Source organism: Salinisphaera sp. C84B14 (genome assembly GCF_040361435.1).
Lineage (GTDB): Bacteria > Pseudomonadota > Gammaproteobacteria > Nevskiales > Salinisphaeraceae > Salinisphaera.
Window position 1 is genome coordinate 1 of sequence record NZ_APNL01000013.1, and the last position, 17,257, is coordinate 17,257.

Annotated in this window: 13 protein-coding genes; 2 read left to right on the top strand and 11 right to left on the bottom strand. The window is 62.7% G+C overall.

Features of this window, described 5'->3' with window-relative positions; translation table 11 throughout:
- Positions 1-21: 21 nt before the first annotated feature.
- From C84B14_RS12045 to C84B14_RS12085, 9 genes are all read right to left on the bottom strand, one after another.
- Complete coding sequence (locus C84B14_RS12045) at positions 22-1,065, bottom strand: putative solute-binding protein (protein WP_353224373.1); 1,044 nt, start codon at positions 1,063-1,065, stop codon at positions 22-24.
- Positions 1,066-1,084: 19 nt separating this feature from the next.
- A complete protein-coding gene (locus tag C84B14_RS12050; protein WP_348765694.1) occupies positions 1,085-2,134 on the bottom strand; it encodes a putative solute-binding protein in 1,050 nt (349 codons plus the stop codon).
- A gap of 289 nt (positions 2,135-2,423) precedes the next feature.
- The gene (locus C84B14_RS12055) at positions 2,424-3,473 is read right to left on the bottom strand and encodes a hypothetical protein (protein ID WP_353224375.1); all 1,050 of its coding nucleotides are present in this window, start codon (positions 3,471-3,473) and stop codon (positions 2,424-2,426) included.
- A gap of 150 nt (positions 3,474-3,623) precedes the next feature.
- The gene (locus C84B14_RS12060; RefSeq protein WP_348765696.1) at positions 3,624-4,556 is read right to left on the bottom strand and encodes an OmpW/AlkL family protein; all 933 of its coding nucleotides are present in this window, start codon (positions 4,554-4,556) and stop codon (positions 3,624-3,626) included.
- 1,022 nt (positions 4,557-5,578) lie between these two features.
- Positions 5,579-6,106: a PraA/PraB family alkane oxidation protein activator gene (locus C84B14_RS12065; protein WP_293627937.1), complete on the bottom strand. Its 528-nt coding sequence runs from the start codon at positions 6,104-6,106 to the stop codon at positions 5,579-5,581.
- Between the two features lie 337 nt (positions 6,107-6,443).
- Positions 6,444-6,968, bottom strand: a complete 525-nt coding sequence (locus C84B14_RS12070) for a PraA/PraB family alkane oxidation protein activator (protein ID WP_353224378.1) — start codon at positions 6,966-6,968, stop codon at positions 6,444-6,446.
- 256 nt (positions 6,969-7,224) lie between these two features.
- Entirely contained in the window at positions 7,225-11,052 is a 3,828-nt protein-coding gene (locus C84B14_RS12075; protein ID WP_353224379.1) for an Ig-like domain-containing domain, read from the bottom strand.
- Between the two features lie 542 nt (positions 11,053-11,594).
- Positions 11,595-12,662: an AraC family transcriptional regulator gene (locus tag C84B14_RS12080; protein ID WP_353224381.1), complete on the bottom strand. Its 1,068-nt coding sequence runs from the start codon at positions 12,660-12,662 to the stop codon at positions 11,595-11,597.
- 174 nt (positions 12,663-12,836) lie between these two features.
- Positions 12,837-13,142 (bottom strand): hypothetical protein, encoded by a 306-nt coding sequence (locus C84B14_RS12085; protein WP_353224383.1) that lies wholly within the window; start codon positions 13,140-13,142, stop codon positions 12,837-12,839.
- A 218-nt stretch (positions 13,143-13,360) separates the two neighbouring features.
- Between C84B14_RS12085 and C84B14_RS12090 the strand changes: the two genes are divergently transcribed.
- Positions 13,361-14,575 carry a lipase family protein gene (locus C84B14_RS12090; protein ID WP_353224385.1) on the top strand — a complete coding sequence of 405 codons (1,215 nt, stop codon included), beginning with the start codon at positions 13,361-13,363 and terminating at the stop codon, positions 14,573-14,575.
- Between the two features lie 56 nt (positions 14,576-14,631).
- Here the strand turns inward: C84B14_RS12090 and C84B14_RS12095 are convergent, their stop codons facing one another.
- On the bottom strand, positions 14,632-15,501 hold the full coding sequence (locus C84B14_RS12095) for an arylamine N-acetyltransferase family protein (RefSeq protein ID WP_353224387.1): 870 nt from the start codon (positions 15,499-15,501) through the stop codon (positions 14,632-14,634).
- Between the two features lie 196 nt (positions 15,502-15,697).
- Between C84B14_RS12095 and soxR the strand changes: the two genes are divergently transcribed.
- Positions 15,698-16,186 (top strand): redox-sensitive transcriptional activator SoxR, encoded by a 489-nt coding sequence (soxR, locus tag C84B14_RS12100; protein ID WP_353224389.1) that lies wholly within the window; start codon positions 15,698-15,700, stop codon positions 16,184-16,186.
- Positions 16,187-16,194: 8 nt separating this feature from the next.
- On the opposite strand, the gene C84B14_RS12105 is transcribed toward soxR, so the two are convergent.
- Positions 16,195-16,947 (bottom strand): metallophosphoesterase, encoded by a 753-nt coding sequence (locus C84B14_RS12105; protein WP_353224390.1) that lies wholly within the window; start codon positions 16,945-16,947, stop codon positions 16,195-16,197.
- Between the last annotated feature and the right edge of the window lie 310 nt (positions 16,948-17,257).

A 17,257-nucleotide genomic window follows, 5' to 3' on the forward strand; every position in this document is an offset into this window, starting at 1 on the left:
CAACCTACTGAAAGATCACAGCTAGCGCACGGCCCCGCCTTCACTGTCCTGGCTGCACTCGGCCACGCTCGGGTCGGTCGAACAACGGACTTTCTTGAGCAGCTTTTGCATGCGGTGGTCGTACCAGCCCTCGTCCCATAGCCGCTGGCGGATTTCGCCGAGCATGCTGCGGTACTTGGTCTCGCGCTCGCCGTCGATGCGCACCCAATAGCGCTCGGGAATCTCTTCATCGGACTGGCGGATCCGCGCGATCACGCGATCCCAGGCGTTATCCACCGCCCAGCGACGCGAGGCCGGGGCAAAATCGGCGGGAAAACGATCCCGATGCACCACCATCTGTAGCGACAGCATGCCGAGTACGAAATCGGCCACGCCGCCGTTCTCGCCCAGGCCCTTGTAGAGCTCCAGCGGTTTGTAGGCGATGGCCGGGGCATAGGCCATATCCACGCTGTGGTTGTTGAACAGCGGCCCGAAGCTGGCGATGGTCGCCGGCACCGGCGATGCCCCGGCCACGTTGGCGACCACCCGTGCCTGCTTGTCGTAGCCAATTACGGCAACCTTTTTGCCGGCGGCGGCCTGCAGGCTGTCGAGAAAGCGTTTCTCGCGCGAGAACAGATACACCTTGCCGCCCGGCACCACGCCGGCAATTTCGTAGTCGCCCGTGCGCATGAGCGGCGCAGCCTTTTCGCTGGCCATCACACGGATCGCGGTATGCAGCTGGTCGTAGGTCTGCAGGCCGCCGACCATATCCAGGCTGCCCGCAAACGGCACGAACTGCTTCATGCGGATGCCGGTCAGCCCGGCGGCGTCGCAGCGGCCGGTCTTGAAATCGGCGGCGACCACGTCCTCGCTGGTGTAGGCGCGTAGATCCAGCGCCACGCCGTGTTCGCGGGCGAAGATGACGTAGTCCTTGAACTGCTCCATCACCGGCCCGCTGGCACCGACCGGGTCGTAGACACAGATCGAGCGTGTGACCACATCGTCCGCGGCCGCGGCCGTCAGTGCGGCACAGGCCAGCACCCCGGCCGCCGCCCATTTGCCCAGAACCCGTGTGATTGCTGACATGCTCTTATCCTATCCAGCCCTAGTTCACCGGCCCGCCTTCGGTATCCAGGCTGCATTCGGCCAGGCCGCGGTCGCTGTTGCAGCGTACCTTCTTGAGCAGCATCTGCATGCGATGGCTGTACCAGTTCTGGTCCCACAGCTTCTGGCGTACTTCGCGGAACATGTTGCGGTAGTTGGTGGTGCGCTCGCCGTTGATGCGCACCCAGAACCGATCCGGAATCTCGGATTCGGCGCCGGTAACCTGGCGCAGGGTGGAATCGAACATGTTCTCGAACACCCAGCTGCGCGATTTCTGTGCGAACTCGTCGCTGAAGCGGTCATCGCGGGCCACCAGCTGGCCGGAGAGCATGCCAAGCACGAAATCGGCGATGCCGCCGTTCTCGCCCAGCCCCTTGTAGAGTTCCAGCGCGTTGTAGGCAAACGCCGGGGCATAGGCCAGGTCTACGCTGCCGTTGTTGAACATCGGCCCGAAGGAGGCGATGGAAGCGCCCACCGGCGATGCGCCGGCCACGTTGGCCAGCGTCGATGCCTGCTTGTCGTAGGAAAGAACCGCGACTTTCTTGCCGGCGATATTGTTGATGCTGTCCAGCCAGGACGCGTCACGGGCGAACAGGAAGGCCTTGCCCAACGGCACCACGCCCAGCACCTCGTAGCCGCCCTCTTTCATGTACGCCGCGGCCTTGGGGCTGGACATCACCCGAATAGCGGTGCGTTCCTGATCGTAGGTCTGCAGCCCGCCGGCCATGTCGAGGCTGCCGGCGAACTTCACGAACCGAATGGTGCGTACGCCGGTGAGCGCGGCAATATCGCACTGGCCGGCCTTGAGATCGTTGGCGGCCACGGCTTCGTCGGTATAGGCCCGGGTATCGAGCTTGTAGCCCCAGGCATTGGCCTGCAGCACGTAGTCCTGCAGGGCCTGAAAGATAAACCCGTTGGCCCCGATGGGGTCGTAGATGCAAAAGGTACGTCGCTCGGTCTGGGCCGATGCCGTGGTGGCGGCAGACAAAGCCGCTATAAAAAACGCGGCGAGCAAGCCGCGGCGCGCGAGAAACAACTTCAGCTGGGTCATGACAGGACTCCGGTTCGTTCTAATCGAGAGTTTTCGGCCGGGGTTGGGCGAACGTCGACGTGGCTCGGCGTTCGACGACGATCGCCTGGCAGCCACAGCGCGAACATACCCACGCCGTCGTGCGGTCTTCATCAAGCGGCACGGCCTTGATGTCCGGCGCACCACAACGCCGGCACGCCGCGCGACGGTGGGCTCGTTGCCCGCCGGGTGCCCGACAGGCCGGCGTTTTCACGCCGAAGCTGTCGTTCACCGGCTTCGTGCCCATAGCCGTGCGCGAACTCAGCCCGCGCTATTCCAGAAAGCTGCCGGCATCAAAGTCGTCGTCGCTGGCGCCTCTCGAGTCACCCGGGAAGCTGCCCAGGGCGATCAGCGGCGTGCGATGGCCTTCGGCCTCCATCCAGATACGATCGCTCAGATACTGCGCCTGGCTGTAGGCCACCTCGTTGAGAATCTGGAAACGCCCGGCGGTGTCGTTCTGGTTGTAGATCTCGGCCACGGCCTTGATCGCCTGTTTTTCGCGGGCGGTATCGGACTGGCCGTAGGCTGCGATGGCATACAGCATGGCCGGCATGGCCATGCCCTGTTCGCGGCCGATGGCCACCGAGCGTTCCAACTGCCCCCACGGATCGGCGCCGTCGGGCTGGTTGCCCGGCACCGACAGCCATACCACCGCCTCGAGCGCCTCGGGCAGACCCCACCATTTACGGTTGTCCAGGCAGGAGACCGCACGCCCCGCCTCGGCCGCCACGTTCTGTGGAATACCGACCGACGAATTGGCCCGGATATCGCTCAACAGCCCCTGCACCGAGGTGAGCACGCCCACCATGAACTGCAGTTCGTCGAGGTCGGTACCCATTTCGTTGCTCAGATCGGGGCAGCTCTGGCCACCGAATTCGCCGTAGGCATCGACGGTATCGCGATAGACCTGATAACGGCGCAGCGCGGTGATGCGCTCCCAGCGCTGGGCGATGATCCGATCATCGCGGGCGGTATCGGTCTCGCCGTTGTGCAGGGCGCGCAGCACCAGCAGGTGGGCATCCTGGGCCTGGGCTTCCGAACACATCGCGGCCAGCAAATTGGTGGACAGCAGCGTGCGCGACGGCCGCGAAATCACCCGCGAAAACGAGCCCATGAGCTGGGAGAGCGCCAGCCCGGTACCGCAGGTGGTCTTGTCGAGATCGCCGCTCGACAGCGCGTAGGGCACGGCCTCGTCCAGCGAATAATGATTGAGCGTATGCCCGACCGGCTTGTAGATCAGCCCACAGCCGGACAACAGCACGGCGGCCAGCACGGCCGACGCGGTGCCCAAGACAATTTGACGGGCGGTTTTGGTGTTCATGTCGTGCCCCTTTTCATGTGGTTCGTGCTGCGAACCCATCCGAATAAAAGATGGGCCAACGCCTGTACGATGAAGTGGCAGAGGAGACTGAATTCACTTCACGGGGAGATCGGCGCCGGCCCAAACCGAAAAACAATTCCGGGCGTGCGGCTAGAACTGAATGCCGAAAGACGCCTGGTACAGAATCGCTTCGAAATCGTTGGTGCTCGAGATCGTGCCGATATCGATGGGCCCGAACTGATTGGACAGATTCGGCGCGCGCACGTTGATGTTGTTCAGCTCGGCCTTGACCTCGGCACAGCCGATGTACTCGGCCGACAGGCTGAAGAACAGCTGATCGGTGATATCGACATCTACACCCGCCTTGGCGGTACAGGCCAGCGGCTTGCTCAGGTAGAGCTGTGGCTCGTTCTGCGAGTTGAGAAACTGGTTGGAAATGTCGGTATCGAAGGTGTAGAGATACATCGCGCCCACGCCCACGAACGGGCGCACCGCGGTATCCACCCACGGCCGGTAGACGAACGAGATATTCGGCGGGAAAGTCTTGAGCGTGCCGATGTTTTCGCCCAGCGGCGGTACGCCGGTGGCAATGGCATTGCCGGTGCCGTCGTCCAGCACGGTGGGCACCAGCGACTCCGACGCGGCACGACCGGTAACCTGGAAGTCCAGCTTGATCGGCGCCGAAATGGTTACCTCGGCAGCCAGATGCCGGCCCGTCCAGGGCATGTACAGGCCGATGGTCCCGGCCGGGAAGGTCTTGTCGCCGAGGCTGGAGCCCGTATTCTCCAGGGTCGACGTGCCGGGCCCGAACGCCTGTGCAGCCAGGCCCTGGGCGTCTTCCACCTTCAGATTACTGGAATCGCCCTTGTAGGCCAGATGACCCACCCCCAGGCGGATATAGCTGTTGTTCTTGATGAAGTCGAGCGCGTCGCCGAACAGCGTGTTGGTGTCTTCCTGCAGCTGCATGTCGCGCATGGCGCCGCCGCCGCCCTGGGCATACACCGGCGCCGAGAGCGCCAGCCCCACGCAGGCGGCCATCGCGCCGGCCGCAGCCCGGTAGGTGAATGAAGTCGTCGTGGTCATAGGTCTCCCCCTTTTTATCGTCCGCTTGTAATGCGTTGTGCCGGTCGAAGGCAGGCTGCGCCGTTCACATGCCTTGGCATGTGCGTCGGTACGGATGTGATCGGAATGCCGCCGATGGGCGGGCCGGCCCGTGGCAAGCACGCGGCGTCGCATGCAGGACATGGCTGGGTCGGTAGCCCCCTCGTCGATTCGCCGATCGCGTCGCTGGCCCTGTGGCCTCCCCTCGTGATTGCAGAACGCGTTAGACAGGATTCATAAAAACGGCGGCGACACGCCCTTACAAGGACGCGACTGACACAGGCGGATGTCAGTAGCGTCCCCTAATCGCAAACCATTGTTTTGTATTTTTATTTACCAGATATTCCGCCCGCTTTTTACGCCAACAAAACAACACGGCCGCAACAAAACCACGTTGTGCAATGCGGCACCGCGCACGCATAAACACCGAACGAGCGATAAAAATTCAAAGTCGCGCGCCAGGCATGTTGCAGCGCGCAAGCAGCGGCAGGTTCGCCGATGGCCCGCAAGCCAACATCAGATCGGTGCAGAACACGCTGGGCCTGCACGCTAGATCGCGGCACGGATGACGCCTTTCGAATAGCCCAATTCTTGATCGTGTAGGAAACTTCGCCGGCCGCATTAGGGCAAGAAACTGGGCCGCGAATGGACGTGAATAAGCGCAAATGAAAAGCAAGGTCGGCAGCCGACAGCCGGGGTGATCCGCGTCTCAAACCGGATGCTCAGCATCTCGCCTAATCGAAACGTGACGTCAGCATTTGATCGGCATTCACGCCGGGCGCGTCTGCGATCGATGACCGCACCTGCGTTAGGCGCGCGCGAGTCTTTCGCCTCGTTCAGGCCCAATCGAGGCGGCCGCATCGATCTCGCGCAGACAGCGGGTATACCAACGCAAAAAACCCGACACGCGCATCGCACGTGCCGGGCTTGAGCGGGCCCTGGCCTGTGGCGCAACGTTCACGCGCCGCGAGGGTGGGCCTTATTCACGACGCCAAGTCTGGGACTTACTGCGTGACGTTGACGTCGGTCTGGGCGCTAACCGAACCCACCACACCGCAACTACCGATATTGGCGTTGAACGTGAACGAGGAGGGATCGCTGATCGGATCACCATTCGAGTACATGGCGGGGATACTGACCGGCTGACCGTTGGTACAGCTCATGCCCACCACGCTTACCTCCACGTTATCGAACATGATGGCCACTGGCTGTGTTGGATCGGCCGGGATCTGAGCAGCCGACACGTTAGCCGTCCACGGGAACTCGAAGCCAATGATATTGCAGAAGCTGAAAAAGCTGCCGCTTGCGGAGCCGTCGGTTACGGTGACAACAACACCGCCGTTACCATCCTTCTGAACGTCGCCGACGAGGGTAAGCGTACAGCTAAAGTTATTACCGAGCCCACTCAGCGTCGACGGCCCCGAGAACGTGTACGTACCCACGCCCGGCGTCACCGTTGCTGCCGACGCCGCACCCAAACTACCGGCGGCAATACCTGCGCACGCTAAAATGGTCTTGAATCCGTTTTTCATTATTCCCCCTTTTCGAATAAAACGAAGTGATTAACGTATTGCGGCTAAACCGGCTTCGATCGACATGATTCAGCCTGTATAAGCCGGAAGGATTTGGAGTCCACATCAACCCCTTCCCAGCGCTATAACTGGAAACCGTTGACGGGACTTAATCAAACAACAAAAGCGATGGAATCAAGCGCGGTCGCACGATCAATTCCGCGCTGGCAGAAGACCCGACCCGCGCGTCGCGCGGGCCGGGCTTTATCGTCGCCTGTAATTCGGTCAGGCCGCGGTACGCCCATGTCGAACGACGCAAGGCCGACCCCTTTTTCTAAGCTAACTCGCGGAGGCTAGGTTACTGCGTGACGTTGACGTCGGTCTGGGCGCTGACCGAACCCACCACACCGCAACTACCGATATTGGCGTTGAACGTGAACGAGGAGGGATCGCTTATCGGATCACCGTTCGAGTACATGGCCGGTACAGTGGCGGGCGATGACGTACAGTCGGTTCCCCCGGCCGTTACAACCACGTTTTCGAACATGACCGGCACGGGCTCGGTTGGATCTGCGGGAATCTGGGCCGCAGATACGTTCGCGGTCCACGGGAATTCCAAGCCGACCAGACCGCAGCCGCTAAAAAACGAACCGGTCGCGTCGCCGTCCGTGACTGTAACGACAACGCCGCCGTTACCATCCTTCTGAACATCTCCAACGAGTGTCAGAGTGCAGCTCAGATTCAGGCCGAGCCCGCTTAGCGTAGTCGAGCCGGAGAAGGTATAGGTCCCAACGCCCGGCGTGACCGTGGCCGCTTGAGCCACACCGATGCTGCCGAGTACGACCGCACTACCGATAACCGATTTCTTGATGACATTTTTCATGATGACTCCTCCCTTGGAGTTTTCGCGTTTGTTGCGTTGTGCAACGTTTTATTAATCCCGGCATTTGCGGCGCCTTCTGTGATAAACGCTGCATGCGTCGATCACTTCGACAAACCGCTTTTGCCGAGACCACGCCGACTTCGGGCATCGGCATGTTCAGTTAGAGTGAATAAATACCTGCTGTTTCGATGGCCGGCCTTCGCGGCGCAGCCACGGCGCTTTAAGCGCCGGCTGCGACGAGATTGCAGGCGTCAGATCATTTGGACGGGTCGAACGACAACCCGCCATGCAGTGCCGGCCCCACAAGCTGTAACGTTTGATAGCCGGGGGGCGTGGGCGCAGACAGCGGAATATCTCCGCCGAAAGCTCCTAGGAGACTTACGGCGATCGAGAACTCTTGCGTGTTACGCGTAGAGATCACGAGACGGCCGTTCTGCTCGAAGGCCACCGGGCCGAAGACCGGTACATCAAGGTCCTGCTGCACAAGCTCCAGCCCCTGTCCGGCAACCACACCGGTGTCCGGCCCATTGACGGTGAGCTGCAGCGCCGCGACGAAACAGGGCGCATAGTTATAGTCGATAGCGGGCAGTTCGCCCGACGCAGGGAAGGTGCCGCTGCATTCCGGCACGATGTACCCGCGCTGGGGCTGGTCGGTCGCTTCGCCATTGACCACACGATTCGGGAAACGCAGAAGTAGACGGCCAGTGGGCGCGCTGTAAGTCGCAGGTAGCGAAGTGACGGTAGTCAACCCGCCAGACGGCAGATCGACCGGTATACAACGGGTCGGTGCATTCGTGCCTACAACGGGTGTTCCGTTACTTAACCGAACCGCGGACACCTCGCATTCCGAGCCAGTAACGGCCGGCCGCAATGCGATCGGCCGATCTCCGCCGAGGAAGCCAGCCTCGGCGGGTGCTAGTGGTCCCCCAAAAAATATCGGGGCAGCAGAGTTAAGAGTCCGTGAGTAGACCACGTTGGCCTGCTGGACGCGCTCGCGGCCGAGCGCGTCCTTAAAGTCTGTCAGAAAAGGACCAGGCTGCGACGTGCGGTCATTACCGGTATTGAACCCGCCGATTAGTCGACTGCTGGGATCGCCGACGAGTTGGGCCTCTGAATAAGGGGTATTGTCGAAAAAGCCGTTACCGTTGGTATCGGTCTTGGGCAATGCACGGAGAATCGTGGCGTAATCCGTACTTGGCTTACTGCCGGTGAACGGCATCAGGATATCTGGGCCGCCTTGTTCCTCATTGGTTAGATAACAGGAGATCACACCTGCAACGTTTGCGGTACAGTCGGGCGTACGGCCACCTGTGGCGCTGCTTGAGCCGTCCGGAGCTGTGCCCGTACCCCTTAATGGATCGGTGTTGAGCGCTAAGCCGCTTTGACCGATGATCGTCTGGCCCGTGCTGCAACTGTTGCCTGCGGCGACGCTATTGTCGTCGCCGTTGGCACGACCGCAAATCACGATCCAGTAGCGCTGGCCAAGTTTGAACGGTTCTGCCGGCTCGAAGGTAAAGCCTTCGGTTAGTGCCGCACCTGCCCCGCCCAAGGTTGACAGCGTGCCATCGACAACGCCTTCGCACTGATCGCCATCCATGCGCTGGATTGCGACAGTTGCCTCATCGTTGCTGTTACCCGACCCGCGTACGAGACAACCATCGGCCAACGCGATAGAGGCCGTGCGTACCGGCTTGGAGAAATAGGCCTGGATGGGCGCATTCGCCGGTTGCGACGCCACCGAGTAGACACGGGCGGGGCTCGCCTTGCGGGTCACGTCCTCAGTGACAAAGCCGAAGGCAGGTATCGTCGTGTCCTCCGCGGAAGGGTTATCGCCAACACAGCGGCCCGCAGTATCACCGCCATCCAGATAGTCGCCGCTTTCAGCCAGCAGCGGACAGGCCTGGCCGGGGGTGAGCGCGGTAATGAAGGGCGCGGTCTGGAATACCGCTTCGCTGGTGTTGTCGTCCACGTCGGTCGGTTGGCCGGATGCGTCGGTTGGAACCACCATGGGCTCGGTCGTGAAGGTGACCCGGCTGACGATCGTGCTATCGGGGAAATTGCCCGCCAACGGGTTGCCGGCCAGGTCGGTTACGCCGCCGTCAACCGTGAGCGTGTAGTTGGTATCGGCCTGGAGCGGCTGTTTCGGCGCGACCACCACACTGGCCCCTTCGGCGCGCAGATTGACGGGCACCGTCATACCCGTGCCGTCGTCTGCCGCCAGCGAGATATTGCCGGCGAGGCTGACCGGATCGACCGGTTCCGAAAAAAGGATGGACGCTTCGCCGTTAAGCGGGAAACTGTCGGCCCAGGGGTTGATGAAGTTGTATGTGGAATCCGGGTCGCCGCCTGCCCCTTCGCCGGTGGCGAGCACGCGGCGCTCGTTCAGGGCGGCAATACAATCGGCTTCGGTAGCCGAGAGCGTGGTCGTTCCGTTGACGCCGCCCACGATCGCACCGCTTTCGAAGGGCAGATTGCCGGCGTCGTCGACGATGTTGAACGTATAGCTACACGCACTCGGGTACTGCGCCGTAATACGCGGCGGCGTGGCGTCGTTGGCGACGGTCACCCGCGTGCCGGCGCCGGGGTTGGGCAGGGTCAGTTCCAGCTCGAAATCGGCGGTGGCGCTGCCATCGCGGTTGACGGCGACCGGGAAGCTGCCCAGCGCGGTGAGCTTGATGTCGCCGTTGGGCTGCGGAACGGCCTGGCCGGCGGCGACGACGTTCATCACCGTCTGGTTGAAGACGCCGTTGGAGAGCGAGTCGATGGCATCGCCCGATTCGACGTCGGTGCTGATGCCCAGATCCAGGCGCAGCAGTACCAGAGTGGGGCCCTCGATACCGGCCAGCGGCGCGTTGCCGGCGAGATAGATATCGCCGTCGTTGATCAGGCGAGCCTGAATGGGGCCGCTGGTGACGGGTGTGTCGATCGCGCCGCCCAGGCGCAGGTCGATGCCGTCGAGCTCGAACTGCTGGCCGGCCGGCAGTAGTGCCGGGAAGAGGTTGTTGTAACGCCCGCCGGAGGTGGTGCCGGCCAGGCGTGTGAGCAGGCCGCCGCGGTTGGCGTTGTTGCGGGCGTCGAGTACGTTTTCGCCAATAAGCTGCGAGCCAATGCGGGCCACGTTGCGGGCGCCGCCGTTGAGGGCGTTGTCGCCGTTGCCGCCGGTGATGGTGAGCGTTTGTACGGTATCGACGCTGCTGCCGGCACTGATGGCTACCGGGTTGACCCGGAAGCTGTCGTTAAGCTCGGCGCCGGTGACCGAGCGCAGGCCGTCGAAGGCGACGGTATAGCGCTGTCCGGCGACGAGATCGCTGCTGTCGTAGTCGCTGGCATTACGGGTGTTGGGGGTGCCGTCGCCCATGTCGCTGCTGGGATCGAACGTCATGCTCGTGCCTTGCACGGTCAGCCGGCCGGCCACGGGGCCCGTGGGGCCGGTGACGGCGACGGTGCAGTCCGTGCCCAGCGTTTCGCCGGCCAGACAGAGGTCGGCACTGCCGGCATCGACCGCCTGGCTGAAGCCGGCACGAATGGGGTTGAACTCGGTGAGCGGTACGCGCCGGTCGCCGATGGTGCTGCGACGGGTGACGGTAAAGCTGTCGCTGCTGCTGCCCGCGGTGCTGAACGAAAACAGCGTGTTGCCGGCGGCGTTGACGACGCTGTAGTCGGCGTTGGGCTGGAGACTCGCACGCTCGATGCCGTCGTCTTCAGAGGCGACGCGCAGGCGGAAGATGTTGGGCTGGTCGCTGTCGCGCTCCACCGTGGTGGGTACAGTCTCGCCGTCGCGCACGAGCGTAAGGCCCGGGTCGCTGCCGATATCGCCGCGAAAGGCCACCGCGATCTGCGATTTGACGTAGACATCGTCCTGGCCGTTGAGCGGGTAGCTGAACGCCAGGCTGGAATCGGCACCGCCGCCGACGATATCGCCGGGGTTGGGGCCGTCGCCGCCCTGGCCGCTATCGCCACCCCCGCCCGAAGAACAGGCCGTGAGCGAGCCGGCCACGCACAGGCCGATAAACATCGCGCGAGCCACACACACCGCGCCCGAACGGTTGCCGGGCACCGTGAAATCCCCTCGTTTTTTGATCATAAGCGTTATTGGCCCTGTGGCCATCTCCCCGTTTTCGTTGTCCTGTCCCGGAAGCGTTCCGGGCTGGCCTTTACAGGAACCGAGAGGCCATGCCGGGTACAAGGACGCGACTGACAGGCGTAACTGTCAGTCGCGTCCCCCTATCGACATAACGCTGTTTCGTCTGTGTTTTTCACCACCCCGCAGCCAGGATTTTTTTCCCGTAATTCGCGTTTGCTGCGCTGCGAGATCGGGGCGTTCGGTGGCGAAATGCGCGCTATCCATGGCCGCGCGCGGGCGCCGCCGCGAACATCGAAAGCGTGTTTCGCTTGCGCCAATCCGGACATGGGTCGGCTCTTGCCGAAGCGCGCGACGATGCCCGCCGATCGCGCCGGCAAATGCAGCGCGATCGGCGTTTCGCATCGAGTTAATCGGCGCCGGTGTAATGAATACGGGCGCGGCTACGCGGTGGGGTGGGTTCTCGCATGCATGGGCGATCAGTCAGGTGATCGCGCTCGCCGACCGGCGACATCGATCACGCGGCGCGGCGCCGGGTGGCTGGCTCAGCTGTCGATGGACATCATCCGCGACAGCACCTGCCAGGGGTCGGCCTTGCGCGGGCTCTGCCCGCACTGCGCCTTGCGGTATGCCCCCGGCGTGATTCCGCTCAAGGCCTTGAACGCACGACGAAAGGAACGCTCGCCGGAAAAGCCCAGCATATCGGCAATGGTTTCGGCACCGGCATTGGACTGGGTCAGCAGCCGACAGGCCATGTTAAAGCGTACGTGCTGGACAAGCGTACGAAACGAGGTGCCTACCGCGGCCAGTTCGCTACGCACATGGCGGCCATGATCGCCAATATCACGGGCGATATCGTCGAGCTCGATATCCACGCCTTCGGAGCCCGGCAATCGCCGCATGATCGCGGTGCGAAGTTGATCGATCATGTCCTGACGTTTCAGGCTGGTGAACTCGCGGTCGGCGTGCTCGCAATGGATCTTGAGCATGTCCGGATTCTGGTACTCGCTTTCCAGATCGAACAGGGCGGCATCGAAACGGATTTCGCTCTTGCCGCTGCCAAACGACACCGGGCAGGCGAAGATACGGGCATAGTCGTCGCGCGCCGGGCCCGGGTCGCAGCATAGACGCACGCTCTGGGCAACGAATGCGCCCTGGGTCATATGGGCGAAGAAGTCGATCACGCCATAGACGAAGCAAACCTCGGAGTGACGCAGCACCGAGTCGCTGCCGTTGGTGCCGGTAATACGAACCACGCCCTGGCTGCCTTCGATGTCGATGGCGCCACGAAAAGCGTCGCTGACCAGCCGGTCATAGCGCAATGCCAGCCGGCAGGCCTGGCCGAAGGTTCGACAGCTCAGAAACAGGTACTCGATGGCGCTGTTGCGAAACAGCGGCAGGTGCGGACACAGATGGATACCGATATCCGGATCCCCCGACACCTGCTCGACAGCACGCCAGAAATTGACCTGCCAGGCATGACGCGAGCGCCGCGAGGGATCGCTCATCTGCTCACAGGAAAACTCCAGAATTTGATCGATCGCATCCAGATCGATGTTGGCGGCAACCAGCGCGCCGTAAATCAGACGTAACAGCTCCTCTGAATCACGCATCCCCCACCTCTTTTATTTTTCCAGCACCCAACTCTCGGGTCGCTTCATAAGACGTTATTGGGTTATACAACTTCTTGCAAGGTACGATCCATCGCGGCCGTAAGCGCCGGCCCGATCGGCGAACCGCTATAGCGCCCCCTCGCAAAACAGAGCCAATTCGTTATAGCGCTGCTTTCATCCAAAAAAAAAGCCCCTATCGCTATTGAGTTGCGTGCATTGTTTCGCCACGGGCAGGCCTAACCGCTGGCGCAAGCAGGCGTTGTCGGCCGGGCGCTTACGACGCGCATGCGTGCCCTGCGATCGTGCGACGACCGCAGCATTAGCCAGGCGCGGCCGCCTCGCTGGAAGTTTTTTGAAACCGTATTTCGATTTATTTAAAGTTTTTTCCGGTATCGGGAATAATTCCCCATAAACGACAATCTGCTCACCGAGTGACGAAGCGAGCCCTGCGCGGCGCAGGGCCGCGGTGAACACGCCCATGACCCGGGCTGACGGCCTGAAGACGAGCAAAAACAGGGCGCGCGATATAGCATGCCCGTCCCCGGTGCAAAGGCTCGGCGGGGCCACGTTTTCAGGACGGCATTTGATTGATGACAAGTTTTCGTTCGTTGGGACCATGCACGCTTCAGATAGCGGTACTGGCTGTGATCGTTCTCGGTGCTGGGTGTGCATGGCACCCGCCCGCCTACGATTTCGCCGTGCCGCCCCAGCCCGTGGCCGATAAGGCGGCGCGTTTCGCGCAGCCCGTTGCGCCGTTCACGCAGCCCGACGACGACGCCTTTCATGCCCAGCCCATTGCTGCCGAACTGGCGGACATGGCGCCGGGTAGGGTGTTGCGTTATCGCCCGATTTCGCCCGAGGCGTACTATTTTTTCGGCGTCAACGCGCGTGCCTGGCAGGTGGCTTACGTCACCGCCGACGGCGATGGCAAACCGCAGGTCGATATCGCCACGCTTCTGGTGCCGGACGACCCGCAGCCACGACTGCTGGCCTATCAGGTGGCCTACGACGCGCTCACGCGTCGCTGTGCGCCGTCCTACGAAATGCTCAGCGGTTCGATGGTCGAACACATGCTGGTAGACAAGGCGCTACGACGTGGTTGGGTGGTGGTGATCCCCGATTACGAAGGCCCCGAGTCGCAGTTCCTGGCCGGCCGCAATTCCGGTCAAGGCGTGCTCGACGCGATTCGCGCAGCGCAGGCGTTTCTGCCCGATAGATGGGTAAATACCGAGACGCCGGTGGCACTCTGGGGGTATTCCGGCGGCGCCTACGCCAGCCTCTGGGCAGCGCAGATCGCGGCCGACTATGCGCCCACCATTCCACTGGTGGGCGTGGCGGCCGGCGGCCCGCCTGCGGATCTGGCCAGTTCGGCCGAAGCGGTCAACGGCGGCATTTTCGCGGGCATGTATTTCGCGGCGGTCGTCGGCCTCTCGCGCGCCTACGATTCGATCGATACCGAAACACTCATGAACGAAGACGGCCGCGAGATGATGGCGAACGTCGGCGAGAGCTGTATCGGCCAGGAACTGGCCTGGGTCAAGGATCCGGTCCTGTCCTATGCGTTCGACAACATGCAGGACTACACCACGGTCGATAATCTGCTCGCGGTGCCCGCTGTACAGAAGGTGATCGCCGAAAACCGTCTGGGCCAGCAAGGCTTCGCCGCGCCGCTGTTCTATTACCAGGCGTTTTTCGACCAGGTCACGCCACGCACGGATGCCAAGACGCTGGCGGCCACCTACTGTGCCGCGGGCGTGCCGGCCGTCAGCTTCAGCTACGCGCTGGGCGAACACATCAGCGCGGCGCTCACCCATGGATCGGCGGCGGTGGCATATCTGGCCGACCGCTTTGACGGCGAGTCGCCGCCCAACGAATGCGCCGAACTCATGCAGATGCTTGCCGCGCCCGATTGAGTCGAGGCCAGACCTGCCCCGCGCCGGCGCGCCTTCTCGCGGCACGCGTTGCGCGCTTAGCCGTCGCCGCCGCCGTCGCCCCGGGCGACGATGGCGGCGATCATCGCCTGCCAGGTATCGCCAACGGGCAGCCCGAAGGTTGCGGCAAGTGTTTCGGCCAGCGCCGTCTCATCGAGGACCCGTTCCTGCGTCATGCCATGGGCAAAACGGGTGGTGAAGCGATTATTGGATAAGCTGTAGCGCACCTCGTCTTCGGTGCGAGCGATCATGAGTTCGCGCTTGAACAATGATCGGGGATGGGTGGCGACATAGTGGTTGGCCATCTCGAAGTCGATTGGCTGCCAGTCGAAGTCGAGTATTTCGTAGAGCGGCCACCAGCCCTCCTGATAACGGTTTTCGAGCATGTAGCCATCGCGGGTTTCGACCAGCCGAAACGTACCGAAGGCCGTATGTTGTGCTTGGTCGGGACGCCACGCCAGCGGCTGGCTGGACAGGAAGCCACCAAAGCCGACATCCACCAGCCACAGCCGCCCGTTCACCTCGACCTTGAGCGATGCGTGGGTGGCGGCCGGGGCGTGGCTGCCGCCATGAATCCACACCCGCGCCAGATGCGGCTCCAGGGCAAAACCGAGCGCCTGCAAGGCGCGCCGGAACAGGCTCGTATGCTCGAAACAATAGCCGCCGCGGCCGCCGTGAATCATCTTGCGGTCGACCGCGACCGGGTCGAGGTCGACGCCCTCGCCCAGCATGACGTCGACGGCCTCGAACGGGATCGAGGCCATATGCCGTCGCATGAGTGCCTGCAAGACCTCGAAGCTGGGGACCCACGGGCCGTGGTAGCCGATACGTTCGAAATAGGCACCCAGGTCGATCGCCTCGCTTACAGATTCGCGCTGCTGCGCATCCGCAGATGAACTCGGTTTCATCGGTCATAACCCCTGGTTGATCCGACGCCTGGCTCGACAAGCGCCGTACACGGTGCATGCACGGCCGATGCCATGATCGTGCAACAAATCGAAGCAATGGCACCAGCATGCAACCTGAAGTAAACTTGAGGTCAACGTGCCGGGCGGTTTTTTTTAATCCACGGCCTCGGCGCCCATTCAAGGGCTAAAATCGCGCATGCTCCCGGACCCGTCCATACCGCTTCGCAAAACGTTATCGGTAGGCGAAGTCGCCCGGCGCAGCGGTGTAGCGGTATCGGCGCTGCACTTTTACGAAACCAAGGGCCTCATCCACAGCCGTCGCAACGCCGGCAACCAGCGTCGCTACAGCCGCGATGTGCTGCGCGTAGTCGCGCTCATCAAGGTGGCCCAGCGTGTCGGTATTCCGCTGGCGGACATCGGCCGGGCGCTGGCCACCCTGCCGGACGGCCATGCGCCGTCGGCCGAGGACTGGCGGCGATTGTCGGACGGCTGGAAGAATCAGCTCGAAGACCGAATCAACCAGCTTACGAAGCTGCGCGATCAACTCGACGGCTGTATCGGCTGCGGCTGCCTGTCGCTGCAGGCCTGCCCGCTGCGCAACCCCGACGATATCGCCGCGAAGGCCGGCCCCGGCGCCCGCCTGTTCGACGCCAGCGCGCCGGGTGACGATGCATCAGGCGATTGACGCCGCCTTCAGACCCAACGCCAGCCGCTATGAAGCGTGTCGAGGTCGCTCGACAACGACCACACGTCGCCAGCCACGCCCAGCTCGGCGATCGACAGCCGCCCGCCCATGAAGGCGCCGGTATCCAGCCAGCGCGTATTGGCACGCGCCATGGCTTCGTGCATGGGCGTATGGCCGAAATAGATCACGTCGACGCCATCGACTGCGATCGGCCCTGCTGCCCTGCCGTTGAGCGCGTCGGCCCGATCGCGATTCCATAGCAGCATGGACAGCGCTTGGGCATCCGCCAAGCCCGCCTCAAGCAGCGCCCCGGTACGCTCGAAGCTGTGCCCTATGACGTTGGCATGCACCAGCGCGGCCACCCCGCCGCCGGCCAGATTCACGGCCGCTGCGAGTGGCAGCTGGCGCACTCGCTCGGTCAGCGCATCGGCTGCCCGTGCATCGACAGCCTCGAACCAGTCGCCGCCGTTCATATGCCAAAGGGCACGCTCCTGCCCGCCATGGTCGACCGCATCGAGCAGCATCTGCTCGTGATTGCCGCGAATGGCATGAAACCAGGGCGCATCGATGAATTCGGCGGCGCGCTCGCTGTCCGGGCCGCGATCGATCAGATCACCGACCGAAAACAGGCGATCCTTCGCCACGTCGAACTCCAGCCGCTCGAGCAATGCATCGAGCATGTAGAAGCAGCCGTGGATATCACCCACCGCGTAATCGCGGCCGGCGGTATTGGCGTCGAAATATTGGATACGTGGGCCCATGGTCATCGCTCTTGCGCGTGCACTCGGTTATTCCCGGTGTTGGCCAAAGACCGCACCATGCCAGACGCCCGGCGCTACCTCCCAGTCAGTGCCTTGCTCGTACGTGGATTGGATTAGAAAAGGAAATCCAACATCGAACGCGGCCTGCGGGGCGTTGATTCGGCCACAGCGCTTCACGCCGGTTACCAGGCGCTTCCGTGTTGGCTTACGGCCTGCGGCCTAAGCCAATCGACGCGTCCCCCGGCGAAGCCTTGAGGCCCGGCGGTGGATTTGCGAAGCGTAATTCAACATGCAACGCAGCCCAGCGAGC